At 52.3% G+C, this 13659-nt stretch carries 11 protein-coding genes; 9 read left to right on the top strand and 2 right to left on the bottom strand.

The genetic code is table 11. The features are described 5' to 3' along the window. The first annotated feature begins 49 nt into the window (after window positions 1-49). From AB1S56_RS18350 to AB1S56_RS18335, 4 genes are all read left to right on the top strand, one after another. On the top strand, window positions 50-886 hold the full coding sequence (locus AB1S56_RS18350) for an amidohydrolase family protein (protein ID WP_340868531.1): 837 nt from the start codon (window positions 50-52) through the stop codon (window positions 884-886). A gap of 4 nt (window positions 887-890) precedes the next feature. Then, window positions 891-1832 carry an aldo/keto reductase gene (locus AB1S56_RS18345; protein ID WP_340868464.1) on the top strand — a complete coding sequence of 314 codons (942 nt, stop codon included), beginning with the start codon at window positions 891-893 and terminating at the stop codon, window positions 1830-1832. 11 nt (window positions 1833-1843) lie between these two features. After that, window positions 1844-2863, top strand: coding sequence for a zinc-binding alcohol dehydrogenase family protein (locus AB1S56_RS18340; protein ID WP_340868463.1), 1020 nt, complete (start codon window positions 1844-1846; stop codon window positions 2861-2863). A gap of 129 nt (window positions 2864-2992) precedes the next feature. Further along, complete coding sequence (locus AB1S56_RS18335) at window positions 2993-4972, top strand: PAS domain S-box protein (RefSeq protein ID WP_340868462.1); 1980 nt, start codon at window positions 2993-2995, stop codon at window positions 4970-4972. 34 nt (window positions 4973-5006) lie between these two features. Here the strand turns inward: AB1S56_RS18335 and AB1S56_RS18330 are convergent, their stop codons facing one another. Continuing rightward, a complete protein-coding gene (locus tag AB1S56_RS18330; RefSeq protein ID WP_340868461.1) occupies window positions 5007-6512 on the bottom strand; it encodes an alpha-N-arabinofuranosidase in 1506 nt (501 codons plus the stop codon). 189 nt (window positions 6513-6701) lie between these two features. Here AB1S56_RS18330 and AB1S56_RS18325 point away from each other — a divergent pair, with 189 nt between their 5' ends. Both AB1S56_RS18325 and AB1S56_RS18320 read left to right on the top strand, forming a co-directional pair. Then, window positions 6702-7559, top strand: coding sequence for an ArsR family transcriptional regulator (locus AB1S56_RS18325; protein ID WP_340868460.1), 858 nt, complete (start codon window positions 6702-6704; stop codon window positions 7557-7559). A gap of 103 nt (window positions 7560-7662) precedes the next feature. Beyond that, on the top strand, window positions 7663-8817 hold the full coding sequence (locus tag AB1S56_RS18320) for a family 43 glycosylhydrolase (protein WP_340868459.1): 1155 nt from the start codon (window positions 7663-7665) through the stop codon (window positions 8815-8817). Here the strand turns inward: AB1S56_RS18320 and AB1S56_RS18315 are convergent. After that, window positions 8812-9639, bottom strand: a complete 828-nt coding sequence (locus AB1S56_RS18315; RefSeq protein WP_340868458.1) for a MerR family transcriptional regulator — start codon at window positions 9637-9639, stop codon at window positions 8812-8814. The genes AB1S56_RS18320 and AB1S56_RS18315 overlap by 6 nt on opposite strands. A gap of 118 nt (window positions 9640-9757) precedes the next feature. Between AB1S56_RS18315 and AB1S56_RS18310 the strand changes: the two genes are divergently transcribed. From AB1S56_RS18310 to AB1S56_RS18300, 3 genes are all read left to right on the top strand, one after another. Further along, complete coding sequence (locus tag AB1S56_RS18310; protein ID WP_340868456.1) at window positions 9758-10405, top strand: YitT family protein; 648 nt, start codon at window positions 9758-9760, stop codon at window positions 10403-10405. A gap of 165 nt (window positions 10406-10570) precedes the next feature. Beyond that, window positions 10571-12400 (top strand): AbfB domain-containing protein, encoded by a 1830-nt coding sequence (locus AB1S56_RS18305; protein ID WP_340868455.1) that lies wholly within the window; start codon window positions 10571-10573, stop codon window positions 12398-12400. A 194-nt stretch (window positions 12401-12594) separates the two neighbouring features. Further along, a complete protein-coding gene (locus AB1S56_RS18300; protein WP_340868453.1) occupies window positions 12595-13623 on the top strand; it encodes an HD-GYP domain-containing protein in 1029 nt (342 codons plus the stop codon). Window positions 13624-13659 lie beyond the last annotated feature (36 nt).

The following is a 13659-nucleotide window of genomic DNA, read 5'->3' as shown; positions in this document are numbered from 1 at the left end:
TTATTATAATTGTACAATGAGAAGAAGAAAACCATAGGGGAGGCTCATGATGAAGATAGATGCCCATCAGCATTACTGGACCATGTCGCGCTCGGATTATGGCTGGATTACAGAGGAGCTCCCGGTGCTGTATCGCGATTATTTGCCCCAGCACCTCGAAGGCCATTTGCGCAAGCACCATATCGACGGAACGATTCTTGTTCAAGCAGCTCCGACAATAGAGGAAACGGAATATCTGCTGGGACTGGCCGACCAATGGGAATCGATATTCGGCGTTGTCGGCTGGCTCGACCTGTTCCATCCCGAGCACCGGGAGCAGTTCAATAGGCTTCGGCAGCATCAGAAGCTGGTAGGCTTTCGCATCATGCTTCAGGATATGCCCGATGCCAGCGCTGTTCTGGAGCCGGCCTTCATTGAGGCGCTTCGCGGCTATGCAGAGCTGGACATTCCCGTTGACTTGCTCGTGACAGCGGATCAGCTTGGTGTATTGTGTGAGCTGCTTGACGTGGTGCCAGGCCTGCGCGGCGTAATTGACCATATCGCCAAGCCGCCTATTGGGCAGCAAGCCTTCGAGCCATGGCGATCGGACCTGGAGCGGGCAGCCGGGCATTCCAATATCTATTGCAAGCTGTCTGGCATGGTGACGGAGGCGGATCATGATACCTGGACACCAGAGCAGCTTAGGCCTTATATCGAGCATGTGGTGCGTATATTTGGTCCAGATCGATTAATGTTCGGAACGGATTGGCCGGTTTGCTTGCTTGCCGCAGGCTATGATGAAGTGGTGGAGGTTCTGGAAGCGGCATTGCCGGCGGAATGGGGCGAGCAGGAGCGGGCTAAGCTGTATGGAGAAAACGCCAGAACATTTTACAAATTAGGGGAGTGAGCTTATGAATTATCGCCGTTTGGGCAAAACGGGCCTGGACGTCTCCAGCCTCAGCTTCGGAGCCTCTTCGCTGGGCTCCGTCTTCCGGCAGACAGACGATGCAGAGGGTATTCGTGCTGTACACGCTGCGCTTGATGCTGGCATCAATCTAATTGACGTCTCTCCCTATTATGGCGCGACGAAGGCCGAGACTGTATTAGGCCAAGCTATTAGCCAGACCTCGCGGGATCGATTCTATCTAAGCACCAAAGCGGGCCGATACGGAACCGATACATTCGACTTCTCGGGACCGCGAATAGAGTCAAGCTTGGAGGAAAGCCTGCGCAGGCTAAGGACGGATTATGTGGACATGCTGTTCCTGCACGATATCGAATTTGCGGAGCCGGACATCATTTTGGAGGAAGCAATCCCCGCTCTGGAGCGATTGAAGCAGCAAGGAAAAATACGGTTCTTCGGCATCTGCGGCCTGCCTCTGTCCCTGTTCGAGCAGCTGCTGCCCAAGGCTCAGGTCGATGTCATCATTTCCTATTGCCACTATTCGCTGAATGATACGTCCTTGATCCGACTGCTGCCTCTGCTGGAGAAGCAGGGCGTAGGTCTTATCAATGCATCGCCGCTCTCCATGGGGCTGCTCAGCACGCGCGGAACGCCGGACTGGCATCCCGCTGACGCGGAGACGAAGGAGCTGTGCTTGCGCGCAGCAACGCATGCGGCCGAGCGAGGCTCGGATATCGCCAAGCTGGCCGTGCAATTCTCGACGAGCTATGCCGGTATACCAACTACGCTTGTCAGCACGGCGAACCCGGACAATATACGACGGAATGCGGCTTGGACGGAGGAAGCGATGGATGAGGTGCTGCTTCAGGAGGTTAAGGAGATTCTGGGACCGATTCATAACCGAACCTGGGCGAGCGGCATTCCGATGTACAATAATGGATCTATATAGGAGGTGAGCTTATGAGAGGAATCGTGTGCCAGGGCATCGGCCAATTACATGATGTCGACGATCTGCCTGAGCCGAGGCTAATCGAGGGACATGCGATTATTACAATCCGGCGAATCGGCATCTGCGGCACGGACTATCACGCGTTTAAGGGCAATCAGCCGTTCTTCCAATATCCAAGAATACTTGGACATGAGCTGTCCGGCGTTGTCGAGCAAATCGGAGATAACGATCAAGGCTTGGAAAGGGGAGATCTCGTAGCGATTATTCCTTATTTGCATTGCGGAGAGTGTCTCGCTTGCCGCAGGGGACGCACGAATTGCTGCACCAGCATGAAGGTGCTTGGCGTTCACCAGGATGGGGGGATGCGGGAGCGGATCGCCGTCCCTGTCTCACATTTGCTGAAAGCGGAAGGGCTGACCTTCGACGAGGCGGCCATGGTGGAGCCGCTGGCGATCGGGGCGCATGCGGTTCGCAGAGCGGAGGTGGGTTCTCCCGATACGGTGCTTGTTATCGGCTCGGGACCGATCGGGCTTGGCGTGATGGCGTTCGCCAAGCAGGCAGGAGCGAAGGTCATTGCGATGGATATCAATGAGGAGCGACTAGCCTTCTGCAAGAGCTGGGCGAAGGCGGATCGGACGTTGAGCTCGCTTGCTGTGGATGCGACGGAGAAGCTTGCGGAATGGACGAATGGCGATTATCCTGTGGCTGTATTCGACGCTACAGGCAACGCGGCTTCCATGACGAGGTCATTCCAATGGGTGGGGCACGGGGGCAGACTGGTTTTTGTAGGCCTGGTTAAAGGGGATATTACGTTCTCAGATCCTGAATTCCACAAACGGGAATTGACGCTTATGGGAAGCCGCAACGCCACGCTTGAAGATTGCCGCCATGTGATGAAGGTGCTGGCCGACGGGGAGTTGGCTGTCGACAAATTTATTACGCATCGAGCAGCCTTCCATCACATGATTCCATCGTTCGAGGAATGGATCAAGCCGGAGTCACAAGTGATGAAGGCGATAGTGGAGCTGTAGCGGGCTATGCAAGAGATAGACTGAGTAGAGTTTCCTGCATAAATAGACAACAATTGCATTCCTGGTCCGATAGTTGGCATATTTTGTGGTAAGATAGGAATATCGGACAATGAACAGGAGGCAACCTTGATGCAGGATTTTAATAGAATCGACCCTCAGGCGCTATTCGAGCATCTATACGTCAATGCTCCCATAGGGATTGCTTTAATATCACTGGACCGAAGATGGCTGCATGTTAATCCGGCGGTGTGCCATATTTTTGGGTATACAGAAGAAGAGTTCAAAACGATCTGTATAGAAAACATCCGCCATCCTGAAGACAGCACCAATATTTGCGGCTTGCTGACGGAATTGCTGGAGGGGCGCATCCCATCCTTGGAATTGGAGAATCGCTATTATAACAAAACCGGTGGCATCGTATGGACTTCCGTTCATGTCTCAATCATCCGCGATGATAACGACGGGAAGCCCCTGTATTATATGGCCCATTTCATCGATATAACCAAAAACAAGCTAGCTGAGCTTAAGCTGCAGGAGAGCATTGAACGTTATACGTCGCTTAAAAAATACAATCACGACGCCATCATTTCATTTGGGCTGGATGGCATTATTATGAACGGCAACAAAGTGGTGCAGGAGATGACCGGCTACCCTATTGAGGAGCTGATTGACAGCGAGCTGTCCATATTAATCGGCAAGCATAAAGCAAGGCATCTGCTGGCAGCCTTAAACAATCACTCCGATATTGAAAGAGTCGAAAAGGACATCACCTTTATACAGCATAAGGATGGCCATTCCGTTGAGGTGCTGGCGACGCTGGCTCCTATCATTATTCAGTCGCAGACGATGGGCTTCTATATTATCGCGAAGGATATGACGGAGCAGAAAAAGCTCATTATTGAGAAGGAAGCCGCTGAGAAGACCAACAAGGCAAAAAGCGATTTTCTGGCCATGATGAGTCATGAAATCCGTACCCCTATGAATGGGGTGATCGGGATGACGGATGTGCTGCTGGAGACCAATTTGGATGAAGAGCAGCTGGAATATGTGCAAATTATTAAGAAGAGCGGCGATACGCTGCTGACGATTATAAACGATATATTGGACTTCTCCAAGATAGAATCCGGTAAGTCGGAATTGGTTGTAGAGCCTATGAATATTAGATCGATTCTATCGGAAACGTTATATTTGGTTATGCCCAAGGCGCTCGAAAAAAACCTGGAATTGACGACATCAGTTGGCGAATCAGTGCCTAACGTCGTGCATGGCGATATAACGAAGCTCCGGCAGGTGCTTATGAATTTGCTGAGCAACGCTGTCAAATTTACGTCCAGCGGCTACATCTCCATTGTTGTAGACACCGTGTCGCAGGAGCCGAATGAGGTGGAGCTTCAATTCGCGGTCAGGGATACGGGCATCGGCGTGCCGAAGAAGCAGGCGGGCCAGTTGTTCGAGCCCTTCTACCAGGTGGATCACTTTATGACAAGGAAGACGGAAGGCACTGGTCTCGGCTTGGCTATCTGCAAGAAGCTGGTTGAGCTCATGGGCGGCCGAATCTGGCATGAGCCTTCTCAGGAGCCTTCAGGCTCCACCTTCTTGTTCACGGCGCGATTCATGCTCAGGGCTAACAGGCTGGACATCATTAATGAACACCATTGGCCTCAGCCAGCCAGCATGGCGGAATACGGCTACGAGCCTTCCTTGAACATATTAATTGCTGAAGATAATGAAGTGAACCAGCTTGTGCTGCAAAAAATGATCCAGAAGCTAGGGCACAAAACCTCCCTGGCGAAAAACGGGCAAGAAGCTGTCGAGGCTGTCAAGCAGCATGACTATGATGTTATTTTTATGGATATTCAAATGCCCTGGATGGATGGTTTATCGGCGACCAAAATCATTCATGACATGCTGAAGGACAAGAAAAGGCCATTCATCGTTGCCGTTACGGCTCATGCCATGAAAGGCGACAGTGAGAAGTATATCGCGCAAGGCTTGGACGCATATATAAGCAAGCCGATCAGCAGACATGCTATAGCAGAGGTGCTCGAACGTTTTGAGTCGCCGCATCTTACAAGCATATCTGAACGCCAAGAGGGACAGCTTCCTTGAGAAGTGTCCCTCTTTTTTCTTATTTCCTGAAGATTTAGCTCGTCCGCAGGCGTATCACATTCCAAGATGCCTTGCCCAACATGGCGTGCACCTTGCCGTTGTCCACAGTTGTCTGTCCTCCGTCATGCGGAACGACGTTGCGCGGATTCAACTTTGTATTGACGGCCTTCAGGTCGTCGCTTTCCAGTACGATATGCTCGATCAGCTCCGCATTGCCGAAGGAGCGGAGATCGACGTTCAGCTCCATCCTATCTTCAAGGTGGCGGTTGACGGCAAAAATCGTAACGGTGCCTTGCTCCTCATTATAGACGCTGATCGCCTCGAGATACGGAACGTCCGTGAAATCCTTGGAGTCGTATTTGTCCGAAGAAACGATGGATTGAAGCACCGTTCCCCTGCCGTAATTGGAAGCATGCAAGAACGGATAGTAGGTCGTCTGCAGCCATAGAGAGCCGTTATCCTCAGTCATGATCGGCGCGATGACGTTAATGAGCTGGGCGATGCAACCCATCTTCACCCGGTCGGCATGCTTCAGCAGCGTAATGAGGAAGCAGCCCACAGCAAGCGCGTCCTCATGCGTATAGACGTCCTCGAATTCCGGCGGTGCAACCCCCCAGCGCTCCTCGGCGCGGCTTGTCCCGATGGAGTTCCATACATTCCATTCGTCGAGCGACAGCATCAGCTTCTTCTTGCTGCGCTTCTTCGCTTTCACATAGTCGCAGATGGCAGCCACGCTCTGGATGAACTGGTCCATATCCAGCGATTTGGCAAGGAAGTTCGGCGTGTCATTGTTATTATTGTTGTAATAGGTATGCAGGGACAGATAGTCGACGTTGTCGTAACAGAGATCCAGCACGGTCGCTTCCCATTCGGCGAAGGTGCTCATGCCGCTGCTGGAGCTGCCGCAAGCGACCAGCTCGATGGATGGATCAACCCATTTCATCGCCTTGGCCGTCTCGTTCGCCAGTCTTCCGTATTCCACCGCGGTTTTGGCGCCGATCTGCCAAGGACCGTCCATTTCGTTGCCGAGGCACCAGGTTTTGAAGCGGTGCGGCTCCCTGTAGCCATGGGAGATGCGTAGATCGCTCCAGTACGAGCCTGATGGATGATTGCAATATTCCACCAGGTTTCTTGCCGCATCAATGCCCCGCGTTCCCAGATTGACGGCCATCATCACCTCCGTGCCAACAAGCTTGGCCCAGTCCGCGAATTCGTTTGTGCCGACCAGATTGGGCTCCGTCGTCCACCAGGCAAGCTCCAGCTGGCGCTTCCTCTCGGATTGCGGCCCAACGCCGTCCTCCCAATTGTAGCCTGATATGAAGTTTCCGCCCGGATAACGGATGATTGGCACGTTAAGCGCCCTGATCGCCTCGATGGCGTCCTGCCGGAAGCCGTTCTCGTCGGCCGTAGGATGCCCGGGCTCATAGATGCCGCCATACACGGCGCGGCCGAGATGCTCGATGAAGGAGCCGTAGAGACGGGGATCGACCTCGGACACGGCGAAGTTTTTGTCGACGAGCATGCTGGATTTTAAGGTCATGGGAAAGCCTCCAATTGTAATGGATTAATTAAAAAACGAATTCTTATTGTTGAAATCTTAATTCATATGTAACATAATGGGATTGTATACACAAGTTAATATTTTTGAATTCGCAAAAAACTAAATTCTTTAGAAGGTGATCCTATCCTTTTAACGACAGACGCTTCCTCGCTGAGAGTGTATGAAGCATTGGCCAGCGAAGCTCGATTGAAAATCATCGAGCTGTTATTCCGCAAAGAAATGCATATCAAGGAGCTGGCGAGCGAGCTTTACCTGAGCAACGCGATCGTCAGCAGCCATGTGTCCAAGCTGGAGCAAGCCGGGATCGTCGGTAGCCGCATGAAGCGGATGAACGGAGGCACCTACAAGTTTTGTTATGTCAAACAAGAATTCGCGCAGATTAGGCTGTGTCCGGACGGCGGCGCGGCAAGACCCTATCACGAGATCGCCGTGCCCGTCGGCCAATACACGGATTACGAGGCTTGGCCAACCTGCGGCATCGCGACCACGACGAAGATGATCGGCAGCTTCGATAATCCCGCTTGCTTCATGGATCCGGAGAGAGTAAATGCCGGCATTCTGTGGTTTGCCCGCGGCTTCGTCGAATATAAAGTGCCCAATTACCTGAATAAGGATCAGAAGTTGATAGAAATCGAGGTTTCGATGGAGCTGAGCTCGGAGGCCCCGCGGGTGAACGAGAATTGGCCTTCGGATATAGGGTTCATCTTGAATGGCAAGAAGTTGGGCATGTGGACAAGCCCGGGGGATTTCGGAGATAAGAAAGGGAGGCTGACGCCGGAGTGGTGGTATGCGGACGTCAATCAATATGGCGTGCTGAAGGTGCTGCGCATTAACCAAAAGGGAACCTTCGTCGACGGAGAGCGGATATCGGACGTTGCTTTGCGCGATCTGCAGCTGGATACGACTTATTGGACCTTCAGCATCCATCCGGAAGATTCAGCGCCGGGCAGGGGAGGCCTGACGCTGTTTGGCAAAGGGTTCGGGCATTATGATCAGGATTTGGTGGTTCGATATTTTTATAATTAGATTCGTAATAATATTAATTCATTGAAGATAAATTAATTGTTGAATTAATCATATTATTGTTGTTAAATAGAGATAAATTACTAGGTGGAGGAGCGGGTACGGCGTGAGAATAACGGATATCAAGACATGTCAAATTTCGATAGAGGCCGGCCAAGCCTTAAGCTTGCCGCCGACCGTTCAGATCGAGCTGGAGGGCGGGCTTATGGAGGAGTTCCCAGTCGATTGGCAGCCGGTCGATCCTTCGCTACTGGAGAAGTCGGGAAGCTTCTTGGTGGAGGGGGCGATACGGGAGGATCGATATCCTAATCCGCTTATTCCTAACCGTGCCGACCCTCATGTCTATAAACATACGGACGGCTATTATTATTTCACCGGCTCCGTTCCGGAATACGACCGGCTGGCGCTTCGGTGTTCGCTTACGATCGCAGGGCTGGCCGATGCGGAGGAGACCGTTATTTGGACCAAACACGATAAGGGCGAGATGGGCAATCATATATGGGCTCCGGAGCTTCACTATATTGAAGGCAAGTGGTACATCTACTTTGCGGCGGGGACCGCGGAGGACAAGTGGGCGATCCGGCCGTACGTGCTGGAATGCGAGGACGAGAATCCACTGACAGGCAAGTGGGTAGAGAAGGGGAGAATAAAGCTGCCGGTAGAGAGCTTCTCGTTGGACGCTACAACGTTCGAGCATCGCGGGCAGCGCTACTTGGCTTGGGCTCAGATCATTAAGGAATCCTGTCTATACATCGCGAGGATGGACACGCCCTGGTCGATAATCGGTGAGCCGGTGAAAATCTCGTCCCCGGAATACGATTGGGAGATCCAGCTGCATCGGGTGAACGAAGGTCCTGCCGTGCTCATACGGAACGGGAAGGTGTTCATGGCGTATTCCGCCAGCGGAACGGTTCATCGATACTGCATGGGATTATTAACGGCCGATGAAGCAAGCGATTTGCTTGATCCGGCGTCATGGACCAAATCGAAGCAGCCGGTCTTCGCAAGCAACGTCGATGCTTCCGAATACGGTCCAGGCCATAACAGCTTCACGGTGTCGGAGGATGGCTCCGCCGACTTGCTTGTCTATCATTCGCGCCCATACAAGGAGATTGCAGGCGAGCCGCTGTACGATCCGAACCGTCATGCCCGCGTTCAGAGGCTGCTGTGGAAGCCAGACGGCACACCATATTTCGGATCGCCGGGATCTCGTTTGGAGACGGCGGGGAACACCGCCAAAGCGGTTATCACCGTCTTATAATAATACATTAGCAGAATCGCCATGCACTCGAATCTGAATTTCCGTCAGAAACTCCTCGCTTCGAATCGTGTCGCGATTATCCACCTCGTAGATCTCGAAGGGCTCTCCCACCGTGGGGAGTCCTTTTTCTTGCGCGTAGCTGAGCACCTGCTGGATTTTTTCTGAGCTTTGGCTATAGTCGCCTCGGTAATAAAGTGAGAGGTATTGACCCGCTGGCAGCATAAAATCCCATTCCTTGGTTCCTTTCTCCATCAGAAAAAAAACGGAGTGATACACATCCGTGACTCCGTTGCGAAGGTCGTCCACCGATACATAGGCGCCAAAGGGCTGATTGCCGAAATCGGGAATGCGATGCTCATGCTTCCGGTGCAGACGCTTAATGGCCCAGTCCATCTCTTCATCCTTCGTAATGAGCGTCTTAAGCTGAAGGCAAGGACGATCTGGCATGGTCTTAATAGCCAGTATCCCCGCTTCAATACGGGCGGCCTCTGATAATACCCGAATTCGCCCCTCTATTATGTTCTTCTTGGCCTCCAGCCTTTCCAGCTGTTCCTTAATCGCTTGCTGTTCCTCGCGAAGGCGTTCTATGGTATTATCAACGCTCTGGTTGTCCAAATATTCCTTAATCTGCCCCATAGAGAAATCCAGGCTGCGCAGGTCACGTATGATATTCAGCTTATACAGGTCCTGCAGGCCGTACAGCCGGTATCCGTTCGTGTCGCGTTTCGGCGTGAGGATGCCCAGCTTCTCGTAGTATCGCAAGGAATCGGGACCGATCCCGTAGAGCTTGGAAATTTCATTTATTTTAAAAAAATTTTTCATAACGTATCCTCCATTCTGCTTTCGAGGCATAAAATAGCTCTTGACCTTAGCATTGTACCAAGGTTTAGCCTATAAAGACAGGAGTCATTGAACCGTACATCATGAGAGGTTGGATACAATGTTTGCTAAGCTTGCCAGCATTATGCTAGGCGCCGCTCTTATCTCGTTTGGTCTGTCTAACATTCATCAGCAAGCCAGCCTGACAGAAGGCGGCGTGCTTGGACTTACGCTGCTGCTGCATCACTGGCTGGGCATCTCGCCCTCGCTTGCTTCCTTTTTGCTGGATAGTCTATGTTATGTGCTCGCTTTCCGGCTTTTGGGCAAGGTCTTTCTTCAAATTTCCATCCTGGCTTCGCTTTGTCTCGCCGCCTTCCTCCAATTGTGGGAGCTGTGTCCCCCTTTGCTTGCGAATATATCCGATTATCCGTGGATCGCCGCGCTAGCGGGAGGCCTGTTCATAGGCATAGGCGTTGGTCTCGTCGTCAGACAAGGTGGGTCCAGCGGAGGCGACGACGCTTTGGCACTCGTGATCTCCAAGGCATGGCGGGTCAGATTGTCGCTTGCGTATCTAGCAACCGACTTGACGGTGCTCCTGCTGTCGCTATCCTATATTCCTATTCACCGCATGGCCTATTCACTGGTCGCAGTCGTTGTTTCATCCATCATTATCGATTTTGTGCAAAATGTTGGTCGGCGAAGTGAAGGTGAAGCCTCCAAGAAGGTGTACATGGTCCGCAAGACGAACGCCAAATCAGCCAAAAGCTAGGCAATGCATAAGGAGCCCGCTCAGGGTTCCTTTTTCTCATTTTGGCCAGAAATCAAGGAATAGTTCACATAAGCTAGCATTGTTCACTTTACCGCAGCCTGCAGCTATGTTAATCGTTGAACAGAAAGCAAGCGCTTTCAATCCAATAAGCGAAAGTGAGGTTGAATGATGTACAGTATTTTTAAGTCGATGCTCGTTTGCATGCTTGTGATGGCGATTAGCGTTACCGGCTTCACCGCGCCTGCCGAGGCTGCTCCCCAGACCATAACAAACGGCACGCCGTGGAAGGATGTCAATAACGCGTCCTTGCAAGCGCACGCAGGCTCCATTCTCAAAGTAGGTTCGACGTATTATTGGTACGGTGAGGACAAAATCCACAACAGCGCCAACTTCAAATCGGTCACCGTCTACTCCTCGACCGATCTGAAGAACTGGACATGGCAGAGCTATGCTCTGACGCAGTCCTCGCACTCTGAGCTGCAGAGCGCCAAGATCGAAAGACCAAAGGTTATCTATAACGAGTCCACGGGCAAATACGTGCTGTGGGGACATTACGAGAACGGCAGCGACTATACGCTTGCCAGAGTTGCCGTCGCGACAGCGTCGACGCCGACTGGCCCGTTCACCTATCACGGCAGCTTCCGACCCAATAACAATGAATCGCGAGATATGACCCTATTCAAGGACACGGACGGGACCGCGTATCTGATCTCCTCCTCCAACAACAACTACAATCTGCGAATGTATCGGCTAACCTCCGATTACCTGGGCATCGACACGGAGATGAACATGATCTACGAGGGGGATCATCGCGAGGCGCCCGCCATCGTGAAGAAGGGCTCCGTTTATTATTTGATCACATCGGGTGCCTCCGGCTGGTATCCGAACCAAGGGATGTATTCTACCGCTACGAGCTTGAACGGGCCTTGGTCGGCGCTGCAGCCGCTCGGCAACTCGTCAACCTTCTATACGCAGCCGGCCTTTATTCTCACGGTTCAAGGGAGCAGCTCCACCAATTACATCTACGTAGGCGATCGCTGGAATCCTGGCGCGCTCGGCGATTCACGGTACGTCTGGCTGCCGCTTACACTAAACGGCACAACGGCGTCGCTGGATTATTACGATCAGATCAGCATCGACGCGGCTACGGGAGCGGTATCGGGCGTAACGAACGGCACGCTGCTGTCGCAAGGCAAGACGGCAACGGCACAGTCCGCGTTAGTCGCTAATCCGGCAAGCTACGCGAACGACGGAAGCTATCAATCGGAGTGGGTGGCCACAAGCGTGAGTTGGCCGCATTGGTGGAAGGTTGATCTCGGCTCCGTCCAGCAGATCAACAACGTTCAAATTTCCTGGTGGATGATGAAGGGCTCTGAAGGCTTCTATCAATACAAGATTGAGACGAGCACGGACAATGTGAACTGGTCGGTGGCGCTGGATCGCACCGGCAACACAACATATGGCTTCACCTCGGATACATTGTCGGCTCATGCGCGTTATGTGCGAATCAATATGGTGAATGCCGATTTGTGGAACAATCCGGGCAACTGGTATACCCCGAGATTGTGGGAGGTCAAGGTATACGGGCAGGCGGCGGCGGCAACCAAGTGGCAGTCCCATAATTACCCAACCCGGTATATCGCGAACGATGGGGGAGCAGGCCGAATTGTGGACAATCCAACAGCCGCCAATTCCGAGTGGATTATGGTGCCGGGACTTGCAGATCCGGCAGGCGTCTCGTTTGTACTGAAAAGCAATCCGTCGATTTACTTGCGGCATTACAATTACGTGCTCCAGGCGCAATCCGGCTCCGGAACGACGTTCGCAGCTGACGCGACCTTCTACCAGGTTGCCGGTCTGGCGGATAGCAGCAAAATATCGTTCCGATCGTACAATTTCCCGAGCCGCTATATCCGGCATTCCAGCTATAATCTGCGAATTGACCCCATCAGTACGGTAGCTGAAAGAAACGACGCTACGTTCGCTAAACAATAAGGTGTTTAGGCCTGTCGATTCATATCGACAGGCCTTCCTTCGCTATTATGCTATGCGAATAGACCTACCTGAGAGTGACCTAGGAATCAATTCTTCCACATTCACTAAATTATTCCATCCTTTCTTCCGACATAGGAGTAGGTCATTATCCGCATAGGCGGTATTCCAATAAGCTGTTGAAAGGATCAGGGGCTATGAGGACGAGCAAATACGAGATATTTATAGGTCGTCAGCTAGAGGTCAACATCTATGATGCGTTGGGCACTTTGCTTATAGCAAAAGGAAGCGTACTGCTGCGAAGCCACCTCGAGAAGCTGGAGAAATTCAAAATTCGAACGGAAGAAATCAAGAGTGCCGAGGCTCCGGCCAAAAATCGAAACATCCAGCTGGAAGATATGGTGAAGCGAGCGGAGAAGCATCTGCAGGGGATCGACAGCTGCGTCGCTCAGAACGGCACCGTTCCCATGGCGGAGGTGGAAGAAAATTTGCTGCCTATGGTGCAAGAGGCGGCCCAAAAGCATAACTTGTTTCAGCTTCTGAACGAGCTGAAGGAGCATGGTGATTACCGGTACAGACAATGCATCGGCACCGCCGTTGTCGCCACCGCATTAGGCAGGCGGCTGCGGCTGGGCGAAGCTGAGCTCAAGCTGCTCGCAACGGCCTCAAGCCTATATGATATCGGATCGCTGAAGCTTCCTTCTTATTTGGTCAACAAGGCGTCCAAGCTCGATATTCATGAGACCGCTATCATGAGACAGCATCCCCGTCTTGGCTACGAGCTGCTGAAGCAATCCGGCGTCGACGAGCGAGTCGCATTGGTTGCTCTGCAGCATCATGAGCGCGAGGACGGCAGCGGTTATCCTAATGGTCTCAAGGGAGATCAGATCGATCCATTAAGCAAGATCGTTGCTCTGGCTGACGTATACATCGCTATGATATCCGAGCGTCCTTACAGGCCTGCTGTCGCCTTCTTCGAGGTCATGGATGAGATTCACCAGCAAACGGTACAAGGAATGTTCGACTCCGCCACCGCCTTGACCTTCCTGGATTCCCTTCTGACCTCGCAGATTGGCTGCGACGTGCTGCTGTCGGATGGCCGTCAAGGGAAAATTATGCTGACGAACGTCAATTATCCCACCAAGCCGCTTGTTGCCCTTCGGGGGGATGAATTTATTAACTTAAGCACCTCGACAGGTGTCGCCATTCAAGAAATTATTGGCTAATTCAGCAATTAGGTATTTCCATATACGAATAGGCCT

It is taken from the genome of Paenibacillus sp. PL2-23, assembly GCF_040834005.1.
Lineage (GTDB): Bacteria > Bacillota > Bacilli > Paenibacillales > Paenibacillaceae > Pristimantibacillus.
The sequence above is the reverse complement of the archived record's forward strand: the minus strand, read 5'-3'. Positions and strand labels throughout refer to the sequence as shown.

Excerpts from the sequence above, each read along its gene's own strand:
- AB1S56_RS18350 (WP_340868531.1), top strand. The coding sequence starts at position 50 with ATGAAGATAGATGCCCATCAGCATTACTGGACCATGTCGCGCTCGGAT.
- AB1S56_RS18310 (WP_340868456.1), top strand. The coding sequence starts at position 9,758 with ATGTTTGCTAAGCTTGCCAGCATTATGCTAGGCGCCGCTCTTATCTCG.
- AB1S56_RS18305 (WP_340868455.1), top strand. The coding sequence starts at position 10,571 with ATGATGTACAGTATTTTTAAGTCGATGCTCGTTTGCATGCTTGTGATG.
- AB1S56_RS18330 (WP_340868461.1), bottom strand. The coding sequence starts at position 6,512 with ATGACCTTAAAATCCAGCATGCTCGTCGACAAAAACTTCGCCGTGTCC.
- AB1S56_RS18300 (WP_340868453.1), top strand. The coding sequence starts at position 12,595 with ATGAGGACGAGCAAATACGAGATATTTATAGGTCGTCAGCTAGAGGTC.
- AB1S56_RS18335 (WP_340868462.1), top strand. The coding sequence starts at position 2,993 with ATGCAGGATTTTAATAGAATCGACCCTCAGGCGCTATTCGAGCATCTA.
- AB1S56_RS18315 (WP_340868458.1), bottom strand. The coding sequence starts at position 9,639 with ATGAAAAATTTTTTTAAAATAAATGAAATTTCCAAGCTCTACGGGATC.
- AB1S56_RS18345 (WP_340868464.1), top strand. The coding sequence starts at position 891 with ATGAATTATCGCCGTTTGGGCAAAACGGGCCTGGACGTCTCCAGCCTC.
- AB1S56_RS18340 (WP_340868463.1), top strand. The coding sequence starts at position 1,844 with ATGAGAGGAATCGTGTGCCAGGGCATCGGCCAATTACATGATGTCGAC.